This window comes from Rhizobium sp. Leaf321, assembly GCF_001423215.1.
Classification (GTDB): Bacteria; Pseudomonadota; Alphaproteobacteria; order Rhizobiales; family Rhizobiaceae; genus Neorhizobium; species Neorhizobium soli.
In genome coordinates, this window is the sequence record NZ_LMOF01000005.1 from 21,335 (window position 1) to 42,685 (window position 21,351).

The 21,351-nt window shown below is 60.0% G+C and carries 18 protein-coding genes and 2 pseudogenes; 14 read left to right on the forward strand and 6 right to left on the reverse strand.

The features are described from left to right. The first annotated feature begins 23 nt into the window (after positions 1-23). On the forward strand, positions 24-437 hold the full coding sequence (locus ASF70_RS03825; protein WP_062577588.1) for a VOC family protein: 414 nt from the start codon (positions 24-26) through the stop codon (positions 435-437). A 73-nt stretch (positions 438-510) separates the two neighbouring features. Here the strand turns inward: ASF70_RS03825 and ASF70_RS03830 are convergent, their stop codons facing one another. Next, positions 511-1,686 carry a M24 family metallopeptidase gene (locus ASF70_RS03830; RefSeq protein ID WP_062577590.1) on the reverse strand — a complete coding sequence of 392 codons (1,176 nt, stop codon included), beginning with the start codon at positions 1,684-1,686 and terminating at the stop codon, positions 511-513. 356 nt (positions 1,687-2,042) lie between these two features. Here ASF70_RS03830 and ASF70_RS03835 point away from each other — a divergent pair, with 356 nt between their 5' ends. Genes ASF70_RS03835 through ASF70_RS03855 form a run of 5 tightly spaced genes read left to right on the forward strand, consistent with a single transcriptional unit; the run spans position 2,043 to position 5,946 of the window. Beyond that, complete coding sequence (locus ASF70_RS03835) at positions 2,043-2,669, forward strand: urea carboxylase-associated family protein (RefSeq protein ID WP_062577591.1); 627 nt, start codon at positions 2,043-2,045, stop codon at positions 2,667-2,669. Further along, positions 2,666-3,475, forward strand: coding sequence for an amino acid ABC transporter ATP-binding protein (locus ASF70_RS03840; protein WP_062577593.1), 810 nt, complete (start codon positions 2,666-2,668; stop codon positions 3,473-3,475). The genes ASF70_RS03835 and ASF70_RS03840 overlap by 4 nt, the downstream gene beginning before the upstream one ends. Next, positions 3,475-4,131 carry an amino acid ABC transporter permease gene (locus ASF70_RS03845; RefSeq protein ID WP_062577595.1) on the forward strand — a complete coding sequence of 219 codons (657 nt, stop codon included), beginning with the start codon at positions 3,475-3,477 and terminating at the stop codon, positions 4,129-4,131. The genes ASF70_RS03840 and ASF70_RS03845 overlap by 1 nt, the downstream gene beginning before the upstream one ends. Next, entirely contained in the window at positions 4,115-5,098 is a 984-nt protein-coding gene (locus tag ASF70_RS03850) for an agmatinase (protein WP_244473951.1), read from the forward strand. Before ASF70_RS03845 ends, ASF70_RS03850 begins: the two co-directional genes overlap by 17 nt. 59 nt (positions 5,099-5,157) lie before the next feature. Next, positions 5,158-5,946 (forward strand): transporter substrate-binding domain-containing protein, encoded by a 789-nt coding sequence (locus tag ASF70_RS03855; RefSeq protein WP_062577596.1) that lies wholly within the window; start codon positions 5,158-5,160, stop codon positions 5,944-5,946. Between the two features lie 329 nt (positions 5,947-6,275). Here the strand turns inward: ASF70_RS03855 and ASF70_RS23470 are convergent. Continuing rightward, positions 6,276-6,446, reverse strand: a pseudogene (locus ASF70_RS23470) (transposase domain-containing protein); the annotation flags it as partial. 125 nt (positions 6,447-6,571) lie between these two features. Here ASF70_RS23470 and ASF70_RS03860 point away from each other — a divergent pair. From ASF70_RS03860 to ASF70_RS23475, 3 genes and pseudogenes are all read left to right on the forward strand, one after another. Continuing rightward, positions 6,572-6,763, forward strand: coding sequence for a hypothetical protein (locus ASF70_RS03860; protein ID WP_062578360.1), 192 nt, complete (start codon positions 6,572-6,574; stop codon positions 6,761-6,763). A 108-nt stretch (positions 6,764-6,871) separates the two neighbouring features. Continuing rightward, positions 6,872-7,618, forward strand: coding sequence for a phosphoglycerate mutase family protein (locus ASF70_RS03865; protein ID WP_062577598.1), 747 nt, complete (start codon positions 6,872-6,874; stop codon positions 7,616-7,618). 151 nt (positions 7,619-7,769) lie between these two features. Then, positions 7,770-8,382, forward strand: a pseudogene (locus ASF70_RS23475) (3'-5' exonuclease); the annotation flags it as partial. 55 nt (positions 8,383-8,437) lie between these two features. On the opposite strand, the gene ASF70_RS03880 reads toward ASF70_RS23475, so the two are convergent. Beyond that, the gene (locus ASF70_RS03880; RefSeq protein WP_062577604.1) at positions 8,438-9,931 is read right to left on the reverse strand and encodes an aldehyde dehydrogenase family protein; all 1,494 of its coding nucleotides are present in this window, start codon (positions 9,929-9,931) and stop codon (positions 8,438-8,440) included. Positions 9,932-9,944: 13 nt separating this feature from the next. Further along, the gene (locus ASF70_RS03885; protein ID WP_062577606.1) at positions 9,945-11,030 is read right to left on the reverse strand and encodes a Zn-dependent alcohol dehydrogenase; all 1,086 of its coding nucleotides are present in this window, start codon (positions 11,028-11,030) and stop codon (positions 9,945-9,947) included. 421 nt (positions 11,031-11,451) lie between these two features. Between ASF70_RS03885 and ASF70_RS03890 the strand changes: the two genes are divergently transcribed. From ASF70_RS03890 to ASF70_RS03900, 3 genes are read left to right on the forward strand one after another with little or no spacing between them, the layout of a single operon-like run. Then, complete coding sequence (locus ASF70_RS03890) at positions 11,452-12,369, forward strand: ABC transporter permease (protein ID WP_062577608.1); 918 nt, start codon at positions 11,452-11,454, stop codon at positions 12,367-12,369. A 1-nt stretch (position 12,370) separates the two neighbouring features. Further along, the gene (locus ASF70_RS03895; RefSeq protein WP_062577609.1) at positions 12,371-13,210 is read left to right on the forward strand and encodes an ABC transporter permease; all 840 of its coding nucleotides are present in this window, start codon (positions 12,371-12,373) and stop codon (positions 13,208-13,210) included. Continuing rightward, positions 13,207-15,315 carry an ABC transporter ATP-binding protein gene (locus tag ASF70_RS03900; RefSeq protein WP_200943509.1) on the forward strand — a complete coding sequence of 703 codons (2,109 nt, stop codon included), beginning with the start codon at positions 13,207-13,209 and terminating at the stop codon, positions 15,313-15,315. Before ASF70_RS03895 ends, ASF70_RS03900 begins: the two co-directional genes overlap by 4 nt. A 4-nt stretch (positions 15,316-15,319) precedes the next feature. Here ASF70_RS03900 and ASF70_RS03905 read toward each other — a convergent pair whose 3' ends face one another. Continuing rightward, positions 15,320-16,918 (reverse strand): FAD-binding oxidoreductase, encoded by a 1,599-nt coding sequence (locus tag ASF70_RS03905; RefSeq protein WP_082471744.1) that lies wholly within the window; start codon positions 16,916-16,918, stop codon positions 15,320-15,322. 133 nt (positions 16,919-17,051) lie between these two features. On the opposite strand from ASF70_RS03905, the gene ASF70_RS03910 reads away from it, so the two are divergent. Then, on the forward strand, positions 17,052-18,743 hold the full coding sequence (locus tag ASF70_RS03910; RefSeq protein ID WP_062577614.1) for an alpha/beta hydrolase: 1,692 nt from the start codon (positions 17,052-17,054) through the stop codon (positions 18,741-18,743). Positions 18,744-18,753: 10 nt separating this feature from the next. Here ASF70_RS03910 and ASF70_RS03915 read toward each other — a convergent pair whose 3' ends face one another. Beyond that, positions 18,754-19,581 (reverse strand): cupin domain-containing protein, encoded by an 828-nt coding sequence (locus tag ASF70_RS03915; protein ID WP_062577616.1) that lies wholly within the window; start codon positions 19,579-19,581, stop codon positions 18,754-18,756. A gap of 225 nt (positions 19,582-19,806) precedes the next feature. Between ASF70_RS03915 and ASF70_RS03920 the strand changes: the two genes are divergently transcribed. Next, a complete protein-coding gene (locus ASF70_RS03920) occupies positions 19,807-21,309 on the forward strand; it encodes an ABC transporter substrate-binding protein (protein ID WP_062577618.1) in 1,503 nt (500 codons plus the stop codon). Positions 21,310-21,351 lie beyond the last annotated feature (42 nt).

A 21,351-nucleotide genomic window follows, 5' to 3' on the forward strand; every position in this document is an offset into this window, starting at 1 on the left:
CCTTCACCAACGGAGCCTCTCGCATGCGTTCTCTCTTCCATCTGGCCTATCATGTCACCGACCTCGACGAGGCCCGCCGGTTCTACGGCGACGTTCTCGGTTGCCAGGAAGGCCGGTCCACCGACACCTGGGTGGACTTCGACTTCTTCAACCACCAGATCTCGCTGCATCTGGGCAAGCCGTTCGAAGTAACGCGCACCGGCAAGGTGGGCAACCATATGGTGATGATGCCGCATCTCGGCGTTGCGCTGGAGCTCGCCGACTGGCTGGCACTGGCCGAACGCCTGAAGAAAAAGGGTGTCGCCTTCGACATTCCGCCGGTGGTGCGCTTCGAAGGCGAGCCGGGCGAGCAGCGCACGATGTTCTTCTTCGATCCGAGCGGCAACCCGATCGAGGTCAAGGGTTTCAAGGATTTCGACGGGCTGTTTGCCCGCTGATTAGCACGCATTTACGAAAAATCCGGGCAGATGGATGATCAGCCCGGATTTTCTATTGCTCGGTTAGCTGCGCTCAGAACATGCTTGGCGAGCGGGTCAGCAGTTCGTTACCCTGTTCGCCGATGATGAGGATGTCTTCGTAGAAGGCCGCGCCAACGCCATCCAGGGACAGGAAGGCCTCGACGCCGAACACCATGTTCTGCTCGACGATGTCCTGCGGCGTCGACATGGACGTCGAGATGCGCGGCAGTTCGAAGCCAAGGCCGATGCCGTGGCCGTAGAAGGGGAAATTCTTCATGATCGCGGAGATGGAGCCGCCGAAGGCTGCGGTCATGCGGTCGCCTTCGCCTGCCACGTCGAGCAAGGGGACGCCTGGTCGCAGCATGTCGGAGAGACGGTGGACGATGCCGGCGGCGGCTTCGATCAGGCGGAGCTGATCCGCGTTCGCCGGGCCGCGGACTGCAGTGCGGCCAGGATCAAGATAGTAACCCTGATAGAGCGGGCCGTGCAGCGTTCCGGTGACGATGTCCCCGACGGCAGGCGTATCGGCGCTATAGCCGGTCAGCGGAAAGCGCTGGTCGAAGCCGAGCGTCTCGCCATGATTGGTGCCAATCATCTGGACGCGGCCGCCGCGCCGCACCGTTTCGCGGGCGGCTTCGCCGGCGGCCTCGCGCTCCGACATGCCGCTGACGAGGCTCTGCATGAGGACGGTCATGCCCGCGGTCGCCGTTTCCCCGGCTATGCGATAACAGTCGAGTTCGCGTGGGCTCTTTATGCGTCGCACGGAGCGCACGAGATCGTCTTCCGGGATCCATTCGATCTCAGGGGCCGTCGCCTCCAGCTGGCGATAGTATTTCACCGGAATGAAATTGGTGCCGACCAGTGCCACGCCTCCCTTGATGCCGCGGGCGACAAGGGCCTTGGCGACGCTCTCGAACGGATGGTTGCTGCAGTGGACATCGTCGATCGAAACGAGATCGCGCCGGACCTCCGGCTCGTCGATGTGCAGTTGCGGCGCGTGACCTTCCTGCAGGATGACGCCGGCAAAGGAGCGTGCGGTCCAGATGGTGGAATCCATGCCGCTACTGATGGCATAGTGGTTGGACAGGTAGAGAACGTCGCCGCAGTTGTCGGTGGTGCCGCCGGCGCGTGAAAACACCACTGTTGTCTCGTAGCCGCGCGCCTTCATCTCACGATGCAGGCGATCCCAACGGTGCTCATACTCGTCGATCGGAAAATAACGGGCCATCACTCGCTCCTGATGCTGCGGCTCGCGCACGCGCTATCACGTCTACGCGCAGTTACGGGAAAAGCCCATAAACCGGCTTTCCAATTTCGGTACACCGGCAGTATCCTTCAGTCAATCGACTACCGAGGGTGTTTTAGCGACAGTGTCCGCGATCTGCACGGATGCCGAAAAAGCGCGCACTCTCAGCCTGTTTTGTGATCAACATGACTGTTTTCTGTGCTCTAAATTGTTGAAAACGCTACTTGAACTCCACTGGTATACTGAATAAGGTTCGATCGACCCATAGGACCACGGGTTTATCTCCCGCTAATGTGCTCCTGCATAGGCGCAGATCATACCCGCGAAGACGAGTTGGAATGGATTTGGAAACTCAGGTTGTACCCGCGAGCCAGGGACGTGCGCTTCGGATGAGGGCCGGGCAGTTCGCCCGCATCACCAATACCCACGGCAATCAGGTCGTCGATACCTGGGCCGTCGCTGCAAGCGATGCTGCCGAGGTCTCGTCGATGGATCATACCCGCTCCGTCAACAGCAACATCTTTTTCACCAAGGGCATGAGCCTCAAGAGTTCGCGTCGGCGCTCGATGCTGACCATGGTGGCCGATAGTGCCGGGGTTCGCCATGATACCTTGCTCTGCCCCTGTAGCTCGGATCTCTATCAGCAGCTGGGATGCACCGCGTATCACCGCAGTTGCACCGACAATTTCCATGAAGCGCTTGCGCAGGTGGATGTCGAGCACGCCTTCACGCCGGCCTCGCTGAACCTGTTCATGAACGTTCCGGTCGGGCCGGATGGAACCGTGGATCGCTTGCCGCCCGCAACGACCGCAGGCGATTCTGTGGTGCTGCGGGCAGACATGGATCTCGTCCTGGTGCTGTCGGCCTGCCCGCAGGATATCACACCGATCAACGGTGCTTCCCGCACCCCGAAGGAGGTGGCCGTCTCCATCACGGACGCCTTTTCACCGGAGGAGGCCGCATGAGCGATCCGCTTTTGAAACTGAGGGAGATCCGCAAGAGCTTTGGTGACAACGAGGTGCTCAAGGGCGTCTCGCTCGAGGTGGCGGCCGGCGAGGTTGTCTCGATCATCGGCGCCAGCGGCTCCGGCAAGAGCACGTTCCTGCGCTCGATCAACGCGCTGGAAGTGCCCCAGTCGGGGTTTATGGAATTTGAGGGACTGTCCTTCGATTTTCGTCCGGAATCACGCCTCTTCCCGACACCGGCACAGTTGCAGTTGCTGCGTGCCCGCGTCGGCATGGTGTTCCAGAGCTATAATCTCTGGCCCCATATGACCGTGCTTGAAAATGTCACCCATGCGCCGATCAGGCTGTTGAAGATGCCGCGGGCGCAAGCCTGTGAAGATGCGGAAGCGCTTCTGTCGCGGATCGGGCTCTATGAAAAGCGTCACAGCTACCCCGCACGGCTTTCCGGCGGGCAGCAGCAGCGTGTGGCGATTGCCCGGGCGCTGGCGATGAAGCCGCGACTGATGCTGTTTGACGAGGTCACCTCAGCACTCGACCCCGAGCTGGTGCATGAGGTGCTGGTGCTGATGGCCTCGCTTGCCTCTGAAGGCATGACGATGCTGCTGGTCACGCATGAGATTGCGTTCGCCCGTGATGTGTCGTCGCGCGTGCTGTTCTTCGACAAGGGCGTGATCGCCGAGGAGGGGTCGCCGGAAATCCTGCGGAATCCCGAAAGCGAAAGGCTGCAGCAGTTCCTGCACCGCATCCTGCACGATAGGGTGGCGCATGCCGTCTCCAACTCCAGCGGCGAAGGAGCGCAGGCGTGATGGCCAACTTCTTCGACGAGTTCAAAATCTACGGGCCGGGCTTTCTGGAAGCCTCCTGGACGGTGTTCGGCATCACCATCCTCACCATTGCGGTCAGCTGGGTCTGCGGCCTGGTAGCAGCGCTTGCACAGCGCTCCGACTGGAAGGCCGTGCGCATGGCTGCCGGTTTCTACATCTGGTTCATCCGCGGCACGCCGACGCTGATCCAGGTCTTCCTCATCTACTTCGGCCTGCCGCAAATCGGCATCCGGCTTGATCCCTTCACGGCCGGGGTCATTGCGCTCGGCATCAACAGCGGCGCCTATGTGGCCGAGATCGTCCGCGGCGGCCTGACCGCCATCCAGCGCGGGCAGACGGAATCGGCGCTTGCACTCGGGTTCAGCCCTGCCGAGACGATGCGAACCATCATTCTTCCGCAGGTTTTCCGGATCATCCTGCCCTCGATCACCAACGAAGCGATCTCGACGCTGAAAAACACCTCGCTGCTTTCGACCATCACGGTCGTCGAGCTGACCCTCTATGCGCAGACATTGATCGCCTCGACCTTCCGGCCGTTCGAATTCTACATCGCGGTTGCCGTCATCTATCTCCTGCTGACGACCATCCTCACCTTTGTCGCGTCGTGGCTGGAGCGCCGCTATGCCAACCTCGGATGATGCGGCCATGAGCGTGCTGCCCGTCGATTCCCTTGAAACTCCTCGTTTCTGCGGTGTGCCGACGTTCATGCGGCTGCCGCAGGCGACGTCCCTCAAGGAGCTGGATGCGGCGATCATCGGCCTGCCGTCGGACAGCGGCGGGCCTTACAGGACGGGGGCTCGCTTTGCCCCCAACGCGGTGCGTGCCATGTCCGTCATGCTGAGGCCGATCAATCCCTATCGCGGCAATCTGAACATCTTCGAGGCGCTTAGGGTCGCCGATGTCGGGGATGCCAATGTGGTGCCCGGCTACGAGATCCAGTCGCTGGAGCGCATCGAGGAATCGGTGAGTGCGCTCGTCTCGGCCGGCATCGTGCCCTTCGGCATTGGCGGCGATCACTCCATCACGCTTGCCGAACTGCGGGCGCTGGCCAAGGTGCAAGGCCCGATCTCGCTCGTTCATTTCGATTCCCACACCGATACGTGGGACAGCTATTTCGCGGGCCAGAAATACAGCGCCGGGACGCCGTTTCGTCGCGGCGTGGAAGAACAGATCATCGATACGGCATCTTCGATCCAGATCGGCATGCGCGGCTCCCTGTTCCAGAAGACCGATATCAGACAGTCCATCGAACTCGGCTACGAGGTTCTGACCACCGATGAGGCGCTCGACCTCGGCCCCAGGGCGCTTGCCGACCGGATCGCAAGCCGGGTTGCCGGCAAGCCGGTGTTCATCTCGTTCGACATGGACTTCGTCGATCCGTCCGCCGCCCCGGCGGTGCAGACACCGGAGGCCGGCGGACCGACAGCGCGCGAGACCCTGCAGATCATCCGCGCCCTCCACGGCATCGATCTGGTCGGCTGCGATGTCGTCGAGGCCAATCCGCTCTACGACAGCACCGGACAAATCACGGCACTTCTCGCCGCCACCATCATGGCTGAATTCCTGGCTCTCCTCGCTTCCCGCCGATCCTCCACGCCGGGTTGAAATGCACCGATTACCCAGATGCCGAACGACCAATCCATCATAAAAAAGGGAACTGAAACATGAAAATGAAGTCTTTCATCCTTGCCGCTGCAGCCTTTGCGGGCCTTGCCATGACCTCGATCTCCCAGGCGGCTGACCTCGAACTGCTGCAGCCCGGCAAGCTCGTGGTCGCAACCGAAGGCACCTACGCGCCATTCAGCATGCGTGCGCCGAACGGCAAGCTCGACGGCCTGGAAATTCGCGTGATGCAGGAAGTCGCCAAGCGCCTGAACCTTGAATACACACCTATTCTGATCAAGTGGGATTCTTTGCTCGTTGGCCTCCAGGCGGACCAGTATGATGTGATCAGCGCCGCGATGGACATCACCGAGGCCCGCCAGAAGCAGGTCACCTTCTCCAACGGCTGGCTGGAATCCGGTGGCCGCGTCGTTACCGCCAAGGACAGCAAGATCACGAGTGCTGCCGAGATCAAGGGCAAGGCCGTCGGCGCGCTCGTCGCTTCCAGCTGGACCAAGATCGCCGAGGAAAAGGGCGCAACGGTCAAGGGCTACAAGGCCGAGTCCGACGCCATGCAGGACCTCGTCAACGGCAATGTCGATGCGGTGATTACCGATTCGATCGCGGCGGCCTATGCGATCACCTCTGCCAAGATGCCCCTCAAGATGACAGATGACTACGTCAGCCACGTACAGAAGGGCTTTGCCTTCAAGATGGGCAAGCCAAACCTGGTTGAAGCGGTCAACAAGGCGCTTGCCGACATGAACGCCGACGGCACCTATGCCAAGCTGACGAGCGACCTGGTCGGTTTCGATCCGGCTCCGAAGGTCCCTATCAAGACCATTAAGTAGACCTTAGGTATCCCGGAGTATCCGGCTCACCCAATCCGGCAACGATCATCGCGATCGTTGCCGGCGCTTTGTTTGGCACGGACATTACACCGCAGCATCGCAGCGCTTTGCCCGGTCCTGTGGTTCGCAGACAGGACGATCCTGACATCGAAGGGCTTCCCCGCATTCTAAGTTTGTCCTCGGGTGGCACTGTTTGGCCTGGCTTACGCCTTGTTCAGGCACCCCAGGAAAAGGATACCATCCGTACCTTGACCAATACGCCTGCTCCAGGGTTGAGCTTCCGCCGGAGCGCGTCGCCAACGTCGTAAGCTAGCGCCGAAGGCCGCAGGTCAGGCCGCCTGAGGTCTGAGCGTCTTGGGTGTCCAGTTCCACGGCAGCAGTTGCTCAGTCCTGCTGATCGGCCAGTCCGGATTGTTAGCGAGGATGTCGGCAAGCCAGGCCTGAGGGTCGATGTCATTGAGCTTGGCGCTCATAATCAGTGTTGCCATGAACACAGCGCGCAGATGGGAAGGCAGGCTCAGTTGAGTTGATCCTGTGGGTGTCTGGCAGCAGTCTTTACGACAGCCACCCAAAGTTTTACCAATCGATCGAGCGCGGCGTTTACCGCGCCGGCAAGGGGGCAGCAATGGTTGGAAAAATCTTATTTGGTTTCGGCTTGCTGCTGCTTGTTGCCGGGCTGATTTGGGCGGCGCAGGGAAGCGGCTATTTCCCCTATCCCGCCGCGAGTTTCATGATCGACCAACGGCCCTGGATATTCCGCGGGGCGATCACGGCAGCTTGTGGCGTGGCGCTGCTTTTGTGGTCGCGACGGATTTGAAAACCCAGGGTAATAAAGGCTTGCCTTGGCAATGCCGACAGGATTTCCGATCGTTCGACACGCGTCCATGGTGGCGGTCATGTCCAAACCTTTGCAGCGGGATGGCTGATGCGCATCTTTCTTGTTCGCCACGGCGAATCCCTCGGCAACCTCGATGAACATGCTTACAGCCAATTCGGCGATCGTGACGTACCGCTGACGCAATGGGGAGATCACCAGGCCGAGGAAGCCGGGGCTGTGATCGCGGCCTATCTGGCCGGCCAGGCAGAGCGGGGGTCGCAGAAGCTTCGCGTATGGTACTCGCCGTTCCTGCGGACCCGGCAAAGTAAGGACGCGCTCCTTGAAGCCTTGCCTGTCGAACGCATCGGCAAGGTGCGCGAAGACTATCTGTTGCGGGAGCAGGATTTCGGCCTCTTCACTGAAATCTATGACCGCGCCGAGCGGAAGCAAAAGTTTCCCGACGAATTCGAGAAGTGGGCGAGACTGCGCAGCAACAACGGCAAATTCTACGCCCGGCCAACGGATGGTGAAAGCCGCGCCGATGTTGCGCAGCGCATGCGGTTGTTCCTTCAGACCATCATGCACGAAGCCCGACACGGCCACGACAACGTGGTGATCGTCGGCCACGGTGTCACCAACCGTGCCTTCGAAATGAATTTCCTGCAGCATCCGGTCGACTGGTTCGAACGTTCCGCCAATCCCGGGAATGCCGACATCACCCTGATCGAGGAAACGCGCGAGTTGGGATACACCTCGACGATGCTGCACCGGGCAAATGACCGTCAGCCTGGTCATAACGATCTGCGCCAGGCGTATGGCGCCGCGACAACTATACGGTCAGATCCGGAGGCCTGAAATACATAACAACCCGCGAGGGATACTGCGGATAATAAGTGGGTTATCTCGTAGGTATGCGGCGGTAAACTCGGTCCCTTTAGGGCCAGCGAGCCGGAACTTGGCGCGCTTCTTTACAGGTCGGCGATGCGAGGTGCAGGTAGGGCCATATGTGGTTGCCGGTCAGTTCATTGATATACCGGAGCTACGGTCGCTCATCGAACCTGCTGATCTGGTTATTGCCCACAATGCCAGATTCGATCGCTCCTTCTGCGAGGTATTTTCGCCGATGTTTTCCGGCAAGGCATGGACCTGCTCGAACGCCGAAATCGACTGGTCGTCGCGAGGCTTCGAAGGCACCAAACGCGGTTACCTGATCGGCCAGGCAGGATTTTTCCACAATGGCCATCGAGCGGTCGACGACTGCTTTGCGTTACTGGAGGTCCTCGACCGGAAGGGTGAAGCCGACGGTATCTCACCGTTCGCAGAGCTTTACAACGCGACCCAGCGGTCACGTGTCCGAATTTGCCGAGAGCAGCCCTTACGATTTCAATGATCACCTGAAGGCTCGTGGCTATCGTTGGTCGGACGGAGCAGAGGGTGGATTGAGAATCTGGTGGATAGATGTTGATGAGGCCGACCTCGAGGACGAGCTTTGCTACCTGCGAACTGAGATCTACCCGTATCCTGAAGCCGATCCGCTAACCAAAATCCTGACGGCCTTCGAAGCCGCTACGACCTCTAGTGCGGCCTCGTTAATTTTGTCATTTCTCGACCCTGTTTAATGCTGATACGCCGCCACTCCTGACGAGTGACGGCGTTTTTTGTTGTAAGGCTGGATTACAGCGGGCTCGCGATGGTCTTTGTCTCAAGATAGCTGTCGAAAACATCGCGGCCACGTTCGCGACCCCAGCCGGACTGGCGAAAGCCACCAAAGGGGAGGGCGCTGTCGCCGACGAAGTGACGGTTGATGCCGATTGTGCCGGCGCGCACCCGTGCCGCCATCTTGTGGGCGACCTTGAAATCGCGCGTCCATATGCTTGCGGCAAGTCCGTAAACACTGCGATTGGCTTCTGCTGCAATGCGGTCGAGGTCGTCGTCATCGTATCGAAGGACGCTAAGCACTGGTCCGAAAATTTCGTCATTGACGACACTCATGTCCGGTCGAAGGCCGGCAAGCACCGTTGGCTTGTAGAAATAGCCGTCCGTGCCGATCTGTTCGCCACCGGTAATAACCGATGCGCCCTCCTTGACGCCGATATCGGTCATCGAAGAGACCCGCGCAAGATGTGCCGAGGAGATCAGCGGCCCCATCTGCACGCCCTGGGAGAAGCCATACCCCACGTTGAGCGCCTGAGCCGCAGCCGACACGCCCTCAACGATCCGGTCGAACACGTCGCGATGGGCGTAGACCCGTGATCCCGCCGTGCAGATTTGACCGGAATTGGCGAAGATACCGGTCGCGACGCCCGGAATTGCCAGATCCATGTCGGCGTCGGGAAAAATGATGACCGGGCTCTTGCCGCCCAGCTCGAGCGAGCAGCGCTTAAGATTGCTGGCGGCGGATGCTGCGACGATGGCGCGGCCGACCTGTGTCGATCCGGTAAAGGCGATCTTGTCGACATCCGGGTGTGATGCCATCGCCGATCCAACGGCGGCACCGCCGGTCACGACATTGAACACGCCTTTGGGGAAGCCTGCTTCCAAGGCCAGTTCGGCAAGCAGAAGTGCGGTGAGCGGTGTCTGTTCGGCAGGTTTCAGGATCACCGTGCAGCCAGTCGCAAGAGCCGGCGCGATCTTCCAGCTCGCCATCAGCACTGGTCCATTCCACGGCACGATCTGGCATACGACACCGATTGGTTCACGTAGCGTGTAGGCGTGCCATTCTCCGGGCGACGACACCGGGATTGTTTCACCGGTCAGCTTGGTCGGCCAGCCGGCGGTATAGCGCATCAGATCGACCGAGGAGCTGACATGACCCGCTTTTGCAAGTGCCAGCGGCATTCCATTGTTGATGGTTTCGATCTCTGCGATCTTGTCGGTATTGGCTTCGATGAGGTCAGCAAAGCGCCACAGCAGTTTGGAGCGCTCGTTCGGCTTCATCAGCCGCCACGCGGGGTTGTCAAATGCCGCACGGGCGGCCTTGACGGCGCGATTGACATCCTCGGCATCGCCCCTCGGTACCGAGGTGATGACCTTGCCGGTGCCCGGATCGAACACATCCGTCATTGCACCGTCATGGGCCTGTACCCACTGGCCATCGATCATCATGGCATGGCTGCGCGCGACATATTGCTGGGTTGCCGCGCTCGGCGACGTTATCTGGATATTCATGGAATAGCTCTCCTCAGGCGGCCATGTCGATGATCTGACGCACCGGTGCGCCGGTGCGCAGCTTGGCAAAGGCATCGTTGATGGAGGTGAGTGGGATGCGGTCGGAGATCAAGTGATCGAGGTTCAGACGCCCTTGCATGTAATATTCGAGAAGGTTCGGGATATCGACGCGAAACTGATTTGAACCCATCGACGAGCCCTGGATACGGCGGTCCTTGATGAACATCGAGCCCTCGAGCTCAAGCTTCATGCCGGGCTTGAACATGCCGAGGATGGTGGCTGTACCGCCCATTCTCAGCATCGCAAAAGCCTGTTCGGCGGTCTTCTTGAAACCGAGCGCTTCGAACGAGTAGGGCACGCCGCCGGAGGTCATATCCATTACGGCCGCGACCGGATCGACCGTCGAGGCATTGATGACGTCGGTCGCGCCGAGCTGCCGGGCGAGATCGAGCTTGCTGTCGAGCATGTCGATGGCGATGATGCGGCCAGCACCGGCAAGCATCGCGCCGCTAACGACGGAAAGTCCGACACCGCCACAGCCTATCACCGCGACAGTTGAGCCCGGCTTGACCTTGGCGGCATGAATGACAGCGCCGACACCGGTCAACACACCGCAGCCGACCAGTGATGCACGGTCGAGCGGCACGTCGCGGTTGATTTTGACGATCGCATTTTCATGCACCAGCATCTGCTCGGCAAAAGACGACAGGTTGGAGAACTGGTGCACGAGCTTGCCATTCAGCCACATTCTTTCAGCCTTGCCCGGCGGGAGCTTCACATCGACGCTCTCGCAAATATTGGGTCGGCCAGTAACGCAGTTCGGGCATGTGCCGCAAAACACCGAAAGGCAGGTAACGACGTGGTCGCCCTTTTGGACGTAGGTCACGTCTTCGCCGACGGCCTCAACGATGCCCGACGATTCATGCCCCGGTATGAATGGCAAGGGGTAGGCATAGGTGCCGTCAGCAAAGTGAAGATCGGAATGGCAGACACCGGCATAGGATGTGCGGATCAACACTTCTCTCCGCGCGGGCTTGCCGATTTCGACATTCTCGATAGTCATAGGCTGACCAGCTTCCCAGATCACTGCGGCTTTCATCGGTCTATCCTGCTCTCTAAGTTGACAAAGTCTACGACCATACTGCAATCTGTTGACAGTTGACGTCAAGGTCTAGTTGCTAAGTCGATTGCGCATTTCTGACGCCGTGATATGTCTGAAGCACCTGCGAGATCTTACTAAGACAGCTAGGTATCTTTGCACTCTTTCCTATCCTCGTCTCACGAGACCTGAGGTTCGTCAGTTCACGAAGATCAACCTTCGACCACTTATCGAACACATTTTCCCCAAAAACCTATCGAAGCACAGATTTTAAGCAGCATCATTGAGTTTTTGTAGACTGTTGACAGTTCAATGGTCGCGCGGTAGCTTGGGTCAACGCCGTACGAAAACGGCAATGGGAACTCTCACGTCTGACTGGAGCCGGCTGATGCCGGCATTCGACGCAAGGCGGAGGATGCAAATGACCAAATTTCTGCTTCGGCGCATATTCCAGTCGATCCTAACTGTACTTGGCGTCATCACCGCCGCGTTTTTTCTCGTGCGGATGGCCGGTGACCCTGCCGTCCTGCAGCTATCCGCCGAAGCGACGGCAGACGATATTCAGAGGGTCAGGGAAGCGCTTGGCCTCAACCGGCCTATGATCGTTCAATACGGTGATTTCCTCTGGCGCGTGCTACATGGCGATTTCGGGGTATCGCTGCGGCAGAATATATCGGCCATGGATCTGGTGCTGGAGCGAGTTCCGGCAACGCTGGAACTTGCACTGACCTCCTTCTTCATCGGTATCGGGCTTGCGTTTCTCTTTGGCATCATCATGCGCATGACCGGGTCAAGGACGGTGCGTCAGGTGATCATGTGGATTGCGCTTGGTCGACAGGCAATCCCTATCTTCTCCTTTGGCTTGCTGATGATCCTGATCTTTTCGGTGTGGCTGCGATGGTTGCCGTCTCTCGGAAGAGGCACCTGGGCGCATCTGGTTCTGCCGGCTATGACGCTCGGAACCTACGAGCTGGCGCTCTATCTTCGTCTATTCAATGCCTCGCTCGCCACCGAGCAGCGTCAGGACTATGTACGCACCGCCTATGCAAAGGGGCAGGGCCGGATACAGGTTCTGCTTGGCCACATGCTGCCCAATGCACTTTTGCCGCTGGTCACTGTCGCCGGCATCAATCTCGGCCTGCTCCTGGGCGGTACCGTGGTCACCGAAACCGTTTTCAGCTGGCCGGGTGTAGGGCGTCTGATTGTCCAGTCCGTCAGCCAGCGGGACTTCCCGGTCATCATCGCCGGAGTATTCCTGATTTCGCTGATGTTTGTCGTGATCAACCTGATCGTGGATGTGCTTTACGGCTTCCTTGATCCGCGTGTGAGGCTAACCTGAGATGCGTTTCGACCTTTCCAGAACCATTGCTGTCACGCTCCTGGCGATCATGGCACTGTTTATGATCATCACGCCGGTGATGCCGTTCTACGACCCCTACGCGCAGGACCTCGCCGGCAGTCTTGTGCCTGTCGGCGGATCCTCCCTCGAGGGCCGATTCTATCTACTCGGCACCGATACGCTCGGCCGGGATATTCTCAGCCGCCTCGCCCTTGCTGGGCAGGTCTCCGCATTGATCGGCCTCGGCGCCGTTGCCGTCAGCCTTGTGATCGGCGTCTTTCTCGGGCTCGTCGCAGGCTATTTTCGAGGTCCGGTGGAGGCCGTGATCATGGGGCTCGCCGATCTTCAGCTTTCGATCCCGCGCGTCTTGCTGCTGATCGCCGTCAGCGCGGTTGTCGGGCCGAGCGTCACCAATCTCGCGCTCCTGCTTGGCATCACCAGTTGGGTCGCCTACGGTCGCGTGGCGCGGGGCATGGCGCTCAGCCTGCGGGAACGTGAGTTCGTCCTGTCTGCCCGCACCCAGGGCGCGACCGCCACCTGGAACATCCGGAAGCATCTCTTGCCCAACGTGCTGCCGCAAATGCTGATCGTCGGCTCTTACGAGTTTGGTCAGATCGTGGTGATGGAAGCCTCACTCAGCTACCTGGGCCTTGGCGTGCAGCCGCCCCTGCCGAGCTGGGGGATGATGGTCAGCGAAGGCCAGACTTACTTGGCGCTTGCACCATCCCTGTCGATCCTGCCCAGCATCGCCCTGTTCATACTGGTGGCCGGGCTTCAATTTCTGTCACAGGCCTTCACCTCCGAAGGTGAAGTAGTCGGCGTTGCCGAAAGGTCGAAATGATGATGGCCGCAGTTTCACCATCCGACGCGATCGATCCCGACGTCATCCTCAGCGTTCGCAACCTGTCGATCGAGGTCCCGAAGGCGAGCGGCAACGTCCGCCTCGTCGATGACGTCTCCTTCGATGTCCGGCAGAACGAGGTGTTTGGCATCGTCGGCGAGTCCGGGTCTGGCAAGAGCCTGACTATGCTGGCGGTGCTGGGCCTGCTGTCGCATCCGCTCAAGATCGTCTCGGGTTCGATCCGGCTGCGAGGGCAGGAGCTGACCGATCTGACGTTCGAGCAGATGCGCAAGATCCGTGGCAAGACCATGTCGATCGTGTTCCAGGATCCGATGACGACGCTCAACCCGGTCTTGCGCGTCGGGGCGCAGATCGGCGAGGCGGTTCGCCTCCACAATCCGAAACTGAACCAGCAGCAAATCCGTGACCGGGTTATCGAGCTTCTGTCGCTCGTCGGTATCCCCAATCCGCAGCAGCGTTATCGTCAGTACCCAAATGAATTCTCCGGCGGCATGCGTCAGCGCGTGGTCATCGCCATCGCCATGGCAAACGAGCCGGACCTGCTGATTGCTGACGAGCCGACAACGGCGCTCGACGTCACGATCCAGGCGCAGGTAATGCGGGTTCTGGCCGAGGTGCGCCAGCGCACCAAGGCGGCGATGGTGCTTATCACGCACGATCTCGGTCTGGTGGCCGAAACTGCCGACCGGATGGCTGTTATGTACGGTGGCCGTATGATGGAAAGCGCGCCGGCCGGTTCGCTGTTTTCCGACCCTGCGCATCCCTATACCGCCGGCCTCATCACCAGCCTGCCGCGCGTTGACCGCGAAGTGGGCGAGCTCTATTCCATTCCGGGCTTTGTGCCGGATCCGGCAAACAAGCCGAGCGGCTGTGTGTTTCACCCGCGCTGCGCCATGTCCAACGGACGCGCGCAATGTCGCGACTACAAGCCGCAGTTGGCGCCGCGGGGTACACATCGTGCTGTCGCCTGTCATTTCAGCGAGGAAACGCCGGGCTGGCGCGCAGCCCAGGAGCGGCTGATGGAGCAGTCCGTCGATCACAAGCGGATGCTGGACGCCACGGAGACGCTAGAGCCTATCCTCAAGGTGTCCGGCCTGACCAAGGAATTCCAGGTTGGTTTCAAGTTCCTGCGCGGCAGCCAGAGCCTGAAGGCGCTTCGGGATATTTCCTTCGAACTGCCGCGCGGTCGGACCCTTGGGCTGGTCGGCGAGTCCGGTTGTGGCAAATCGACCCTGGCCCGCGTCCTCCTGCGTCTGTTCGATGCGTCAGGCGGCAACGTCATCCTCAATGGTGAGCCGTTCATGACGATGACCGGTACAAAGCTCAGAACCAAGCGGCGCGACCTGCAGGTCGTGTTCCAGGATCCTTATTCGTCGCTTGATCCGCGCATGACCATTCATGAAGTCATCGCGGAGCCGCTGCGCATTCACGGTCGCTATGATCCCAGCCGCGTCGATGAACTGCTCGCGCATGTCGGGCTGACACCGGATGCCGGCAAGCGGCGCCCGCCTGAATTTTCCGGCGGCCAGAGGCAACGTGTGGCGATTGCGCGGGCGCTCGCGCTCAACCCGGATGTGCTGATCCTGGACGAGGCGGTCTCGGCGCTGGACGTGTCGATCCAGGCCCAGATCATCAATCTTCTGCGCAACCTGCAGAGCAAACTCGGCCTCACCTATCTGTTTATTTCGCACGATCTATCGGTTGTCCGGCATATCTCAGACGAGGTGGCCGTGATGTATCTGGGGCGGATCATCGAGCATGGCCCTGTGCGGCGTGTGTTCGAGCACCCGGCGCATCCTTATACACAGGCGCTGTTGTCCTCGATCCCGCGTCCGGATGCGAGCGGCAAGCAGACCCATTCACGGATCATCTTGTCGGGCGATCTTCCCAATCCGCTGTCGCCGCCTTCGGGCTGTACGTTCCGCACCCGTTGTTTCCGGGCGGTGGAGGAATGCGCCAGGATCGAGCCCGAGTTGAAGGCGCGCACGGCCGAGGATCATCTCAGCGCCTGCCTGTTTCCCGGTAATGTCGATCGGCGAAAGATTGAGGCTGTTCCTGCAGACGAAAACCTGCAGGAAGCCTGACGGATCATGTCCCGGCGGGAAAGAGATTGCCCGGGTTGATGACGCCGTCCGGGTCGAGCGTCTGTTTGAGGCTCGACAGGAAGTCAGCCGTCGCGGGCATTCTGGTCTCAAGATAGGGATATTTCCGGCCGATCTGCATATGCACGCCGCCAAGCGAGCGCCAGGCATCGATGATGTCACGCGACAGGGCGATGATTGCCGCAGCGGCCTTTGGATTGGACGCCCGCTTGCGGATCCTGGCGCGTTCCTCGTGCGTCATGAAATGCGTATGTAGTGCATAAGGCATATCGGACCACCGTATAAGCGTCTCTATGCCGACACCGGATGGGCCGTGGGTCGAGAGAAGATAACCCCGGTCAATGCCATGCTCTTTCATGGCGGCGGAGTGCCTCTCGAAAACCGCTTCGGTCTGCAGAAAACAGTCGCTGCCACGGGAATTGGGCACGACCGTATGGAGCCAGTTCATCCGTTTTGCAGATGGCGTCAGCAATCCGTTCATGCGCGGAAATGGCATGGCGCGCATAACCTTGGGGATCGATGCCGGTACGGCCCGGCCCCCGGCCTTTGTGGCGATCTCCTGGACCCGGCGCAGCTTCGACTGAGCCTCCTGTGCATCGCGGCCTTCCGTGACGCAGTTCATCAGGTATCCGATGTCGTTGGCGAAGCGTCGGCCGCGTGCCGCGATCAAGGTTGCATCACGCAGGCCCTTGAGCAGGGAGCCGCTGCCTTTCACTATCGCGACAAGAGTGGCAAGATCCTTGGCGAGACCCTCTCCGCTCATGCGACTGCGCGCGGTGAACGGGTCCATGCCGAGACATTCGCTAGCTAAAAGCTCGGAACCGATCTGGCCCATGGCGGCCAGCTGAGCTGCCGGATCGGCAAACGAGAACGAACAGAACCGCATTGCCGTAGCCTGCGGGATCAGCTGCAGCGTAATCTTTGTCTTGATACCAAAGGCGCCGCAGTCGCCGAGGAAGAGGCCAGTCAGGTCCGGTCCGTAGTTGCGGAAGAAGGGTGAGGAATTGACAACTCCTGCAGCCGAACCGGTGGTGATGATCTCACCGTTTCCGGTGACCACATCGAGGCCAAGGACGCTTTCTGCCGACGTCCCACGCGAGGCGGAGCCGTAAAATTTGCCACCCTGCGAAACGGTCGCGCCAATCGTAGCGTAGAGGCCGGAAAATGTTCCCCAGAATGGCGTCGTCAGTTTCAAGGGTTCGAGCGCCTGCCGCAACTGGGCCCAGGTCACGCCCGGCTCGACAGTGACATAGCGATCCTGTTCGGACAGCGCGATAATGGCGTCCATCTTGGTCATATCGAGGACCAAGGTCCTGGCGTTTCCCGGAATGTAGCCGGCACTGTAGGAAAGACCCGCTCCGCGCGTGGCAAGGGACAGGCCTAGCGCGCGCGCTGTTGCGACCAGGGCAACGACATCGGCGGCAGATCGTGGCGCGGCAATGCCGATCGGCAGATGCTCGGAAACGTAGTAGATATCTGTCCGGTACAGATCGAGATCGTCGGTGGAGATTGGTAGGTCAGGATGCCGTGTAACGACCGCGTCAAGCAAAGAAGCGGATAGGGCAGAAGGGTCGCGAGCGCTCATGCAAACATCAGGTCTGTCAGCAGGCCTGTCCTGGCTTCAGGGAGGGAAGACGGCAAAATTGTCTGGACATGCATACTGCGGTTATGTGTAAACTGTCAACAGATTCGAGGCCAGCGAGTCTTCAGGAGCGCTTATGTCGGATACCCGTGAATTTGACGTCCCAGTCGCCTTGCGCATTCACAGGGGCTTCGTTGAAGTCGGCGGAAGGCTGATTCACTATATGCGCCAGGGCCGTGGTCCGGCTCTCGTTCTATTGCACGCTGCGCCTTGCTCGGCGCGGGTCATGGAGCCGCTGCAGGCGAAATGGTCGCAGCACTTCACCACGTTTGCCTTCGACCTTCCAGGCTTTGGCATATCCGACATGGTCGATGCCGCGCCGCTAGAGACGGCCGACCTGGCGGATGCGATCGCAGGGGCAGTGCAGGCGCTCGGGCTTAAGAAGATCACCCTTTACGGACGCCATACGGGGGCAGGGGTCGCAGTCGAACTCGCCCGCCGGCATCCGGCGCTTTGCAATTTTGTGCTGACCGACGGATTTCCGGTGTTCTCCACGCCCTACACGCCGGAGCGGCTTGCCGAATATCTGACCGAGATCAAGCCGCAATGGGATGGAGGGCATCTCACCTGGACGTGGTTTCGCTATCGCGAACAGCATATGTTCTGGCCGTGGGACAAGTCGTCCCTGGCGCATCGCGCGGATAGCGATCTGCCTGACCTCGATTTCCTCTATCGCGGCACGACAGAGCTGCTCGCGGCTGCGGATACCTATGCGGACGTCTACGCCTCCGCCTTCCGTCACCCCGGCCTTGCCATGATCGATGACGTCAAGGTGCCGGTCGTCTACGGCAACCGGCCGGGCGACAGCCAGTTCAAAACCGTCAGCGCCTATCCTGACCATGTCCGGGTCCAGGTATTTTCCCGTGACCATGAGGAAGCCGCGGCAGCGGAACTAGAGATCCTGCTTCAGAACGTCAATGACGGGGCGGTGCCGGTCCATGACGATCGGATCGACGGACAAAAACGGTCGGTGCGCAGCTATCTCGATCTGGAGCTCGGCCCGGTCTATATCCGCGGCGAGGGGCTGGACGACGTCCGGCCACCTATCCTCTTTTTGCCTGACCTCCCGGGTGGCGTCGATCTGCATGTCGATGAACTGAAAATGCTCGCCCAGCATGGGCCGGTTCTGGGCTTCGATCCCTGGGGCAACGGCAATTCGATCGCCGCGGACGGCGAAGAGCTATCGATCGGGCTGTGGGCGAGACAGGCAGTCGAGATCCTGCGCAAGGTTGGTTATCGCCAGGTCCGGATCTATGCCTCCGGCACGTCCGCAGCGGTCGCTGCCGAATGCGCCCGTTTGGCACCAGACCTGATCGATCGCATCATTTTCCGCTCCCCGCCGGCAATCGAGGCAGACAGCCGCTTTGTGGAAACCTACGCGCCGGACATTGCTCCGGAATGGAGCGGCGGAAACTTCCTGAAACTGTGGCATCATCTGCGGGATCAGGAACTATGGTGGCCATGGAACCAGCGCACCGTCGCTCATGCCCGTCGGACCGAGCCGCGGATCGCGCCGGCTTTCCTGAACCGACGCGCAATTACCTTGCTGCGGCAGCCACTGACCTATCGTGTGATCTGGCAGACGGTACTGGCCTATCCGCTCACGGACGCTCTCAAGACGCATGCAGTTCCGGGCGCGATCGTCACCCACGAACAGGACCTGTTCGCCTTCGCGGCCGACGCGGCGGGACGGCTCAGAGGCGACCGGTCGCCGGTTGCCTTGCTCGACAACGGCAAACCGGATTTTCCATCCGATCTGTTTTCATGAAAGCCGCGGATCAGTAACGCGGCTGCGGCGGCTGCTGCTTGCTGAATGGCTTCAGCCTATCCGGCAGGATCGGCTGGTGGGTGGGATAGAAGGTAAACGGATCGGCTTCTTCCCAAAATGTCTCCTGTCGGCCGCCGAAACCGCGGAACAGGATCAGCGCGCCGGTGGGCGAGCCGTAGGGAGCGTGCTTCGCCATCGGTGGGCGGATGCAGTAGGCGCCGGCCTGCATTGTGCCGAGCGGACCTGACAGTTCGCCCGAGAGCATGAAGAATTCCTGCGCGATCGGATGACGCTCGGCCTTTTCGCCGCGCCGAAAGGCGATCGTTGCCGTGATATAGGTGGTTTCGCCGGAGACCGGATCTTGCCGCAGAACGCGCATGCGGGCACCTGCTTTCATGCTGCCCAAGCCGAACTGATCGAAATCCCCATCCCACTGGCCTTCAGAGAGATCGATATGTCGTACCAGTCTTGCTCGGATCTTTTCCGCATCCGAGCCCAGCTCTTGCGCCATCTGTTCCGAGCGAAAGTAAAGCAGGGTGGCGCCGGTCTCCGATGAGAACGCATTGCCCTGATAGCCGGTCGGCAGGAAACTGTAGGAATGCGCCAGGAAGTCGCTGCCGTCGACGATCAGGGCGCCATCGAGCACATAGATTTCCTCATCAAACGGCAGGCTGCCAGCAGCGCGGGTCCAGCCTGCAGGGACCGAAAGGATACAGCTGAGGGCATCCGTCTCGTCGTCACGGCTGAGCAGCTTCATCCTTGCGACGTCGAATCCCAGCTGGTCTGCTTGTTCCCAAGGCAGATGCTGCGCCTGGATGTAGTCGATATGTTCCCGCATGGCCTCTACTCCGCTTGCTTCTGTCGGTAATCGCGGCACGATTTCGCCGCCGTATTCCATGCCTATCACAGCGCAAATCAAGCCGAAAGACAACTGTTGACAGTTGTCAGTTGGCCGAATAGCGTATCGGTAAAGCGGGGGATGATGAACTCACGCCGACCGCATGGCTTTGCGTCCTTGCCACGTCCGACGATGATTGAACCCTTAGTTTTTCAGGAGAGGCCGATGAATTTTCTGCGCAAACTAACGACGGTCGCGGGTGCCGCGACGGTGACGATGGGGCTGATGGCGCTCCCGGCCGTCCTATACGCGGCACCGGCCTCGGTCAGCGTGGCCTTGCCCGGGGATTTCCCGGGCCTTGATCCAAGCAAGGACACGTCTCCGCTGGGCTTTAACTACCGCCTGAACGTTTTTGATGCCCTGACAGAGTTGCAGCGTGACGGCCAGATGAACCCACGCTTGGCGGAATCCTGGACGGTTTCTCCGGACCTCCTGGAGTGGACATTCAAGCTCCGCCAGAATGTCAAATTCCATGACGGCAGCCCGTTCACCGCCGATGACGTCGTCTTTACGGTGGAGCGCATTCTCAACGACAGCAAGTCGCCGGTCCGCACCTTCATCAAGCTGGTCAAGACCGTTGAGAAGGTCGACGACAACACAGTCAAGTTCACCCTGTCGGCGCCATACGGGATTTTCTATCGCCAGATCAGCTACGTTAACATCATGTCGAAGACCTATTTCGACAAGGTGGGCGACCAGGGTTATGCCACCAAGCCGGTGGGTACGGGTCCATATCAGCTCGTCGAATGGAAGAAGGACGACCGGATGGTCCTGAAGGCCAACGAGAGCTACTGGCGCGGCGCGCCTGCAATTAAGGACGCGACCCTTCGGCCAATCCCCGCCGACGCCAGCCGCGTGTCGGCGCTTCTGACCGGCGAAGTCGACCTGGTGCCGGCATTGCCGCCATCGCTGATGGCGCAGGTCAAGGCGTCGCCGGATCTGAATGTTGGTATTGCGCCCGGCTTCCGCGTCATCTTCGTCGCCTTCAACGTCAATAAGCCGCCTTTCGACAATCCGCTGATCCGCGAGGCCGTCGACAAGGCGATCGATCGCCCCGCGATTACCGACAAGTTGCTGCGCGGTCTTGGCAAGCCCACTGGGATCATGGTTCCGCCGATGAACATCGGCTACGATTCTTCGCTCGCGCCAACAAAATACGATCCTGCCGCAGCAAAGGCGCTGGTTGAAAAGTCCGGCTACAAGGGCGAGGTTATCTCGATCCAGTATCCCAACAACAATATCGTCATGGCCAACGAGGTCGTGCAGGCGATCGCCGGCTACATGACGGCGGCTGGCCTCAAGGTCGAAATCAAGCCGATGGAGTTCACGGCCTTCTTCCCGATCTGGCTGCAGTCCAAGGTCGACAGCATGTATCTCTTCGCCTTCGGCTCGTCGCAGTATCACGCTGAAAGCGTCCTGACGACGATGTATGAGGAAGGATCGCATGCCTATAAGGTGGACAAGGAAATCGACCGGCTGCTCAAGGAACAGCGCACCGTGACCGACGTCGACAAGCAGAAGAAGCTTCTCGTCCAGGCTTTTCGGATAAGCAACGAGAATCGCTACCACCTGCCGCTCTATGACGAAATGCAGGCGTATGGCGTCAAGAAGACGGTTGGCTATAACCCGTGGCCGGATGGCTTCGTGCGCCTCTACGACATCAAATAGCTTTTCCCAAACCTATCCCGGCGAACTGTCATCGATCGTTCG

Coding starts and splice junctions, on each gene's coding strand:
- ASF70_RS03825 (WP_062577588.1), top strand. CDS start 24: ATGCGTTCTCTCTTCCATCTGGCCTATCATGTCACCGACCTCGACGAG.
- ASF70_RS03830 (WP_062577590.1), bottom strand. CDS start 1,686: ATGGCCCGTTATTTTCCGATCGACGAGTATGAGCACCGTTGGGATCGC.
- ASF70_RS03835 (WP_062577591.1), top strand. CDS start 2,043: ATGGATTTGGAAACTCAGGTTGTACCCGCGAGCCAGGGACGTGCGCTT.
- ASF70_RS03840 (WP_062577593.1), top strand. CDS start 2,666: ATGAGCGATCCGCTTTTGAAACTGAGGGAGATCCGCAAGAGCTTTGGT.
- ASF70_RS03845 (WP_062577595.1), top strand. CDS start 3,475: ATGGCCAACTTCTTCGACGAGTTCAAAATCTACGGGCCGGGCTTTCTG.
- ASF70_RS03850 (WP_244473951.1), top strand. CDS start 4,115: ATGCCAACCTCGGATGATGCGGCCATGAGCGTGCTGCCCGTCGATTCC.
- ASF70_RS03855 (WP_062577596.1), top strand. CDS start 5,158: ATGAAAATGAAGTCTTTCATCCTTGCCGCTGCAGCCTTTGCGGGCCTT.
- ASF70_RS03860 (WP_062578360.1), top strand. CDS start 6,572: ATGGTTGGAAAAATCTTATTTGGTTTCGGCTTGCTGCTGCTTGTTGCC.
- ASF70_RS03865 (WP_062577598.1), top strand. CDS start 6,872: ATGCGCATCTTTCTTGTTCGCCACGGCGAATCCCTCGGCAACCTCGAT.
- ASF70_RS03880 (WP_062577604.1), bottom strand. CDS start 9,931: ATGAATATCCAGATAACGTCGCCGAGCGCGGCAACCCAGCAATATGTC.
- ASF70_RS03885 (WP_062577606.1), bottom strand. CDS start 11,030: ATGAAAGCCGCAGTGATCTGGGAAGCTGGTCAGCCTATGACTATCGAG.
- ASF70_RS03890 (WP_062577608.1), top strand. CDS start 11,452: ATGACCAAATTTCTGCTTCGGCGCATATTCCAGTCGATCCTAACTGTA.
- ASF70_RS03895 (WP_062577609.1), top strand. CDS start 12,371: ATGCGTTTCGACCTTTCCAGAACCATTGCTGTCACGCTCCTGGCGATC.
- ASF70_RS03900 (WP_200943509.1), top strand. CDS start 13,207: ATGATGATGGCCGCAGTTTCACCATCCGACGCGATCGATCCCGACGTC.
- ASF70_RS03905 (WP_082471744.1), bottom strand. CDS start 16,918: ATGAGCGCTCGCGACCCTTCTGCCCTATCCGCTTCTTTGCTTGACGCG.
- ASF70_RS03910 (WP_062577614.1), top strand. CDS start 17,052: ATGTCGGATACCCGTGAATTTGACGTCCCAGTCGCCTTGCGCATTCAC.
- ASF70_RS03915 (WP_062577616.1), bottom strand. CDS start 19,581: ATGCGGGAACATATCGACTACATCCAGGCGCAGCATCTGCCTTGGGAA.
- ASF70_RS03920 (WP_062577618.1), top strand. CDS start 19,807: ATGAATTTTCTGCGCAAACTAACGACGGTCGCGGGTGCCGCGACGGTG.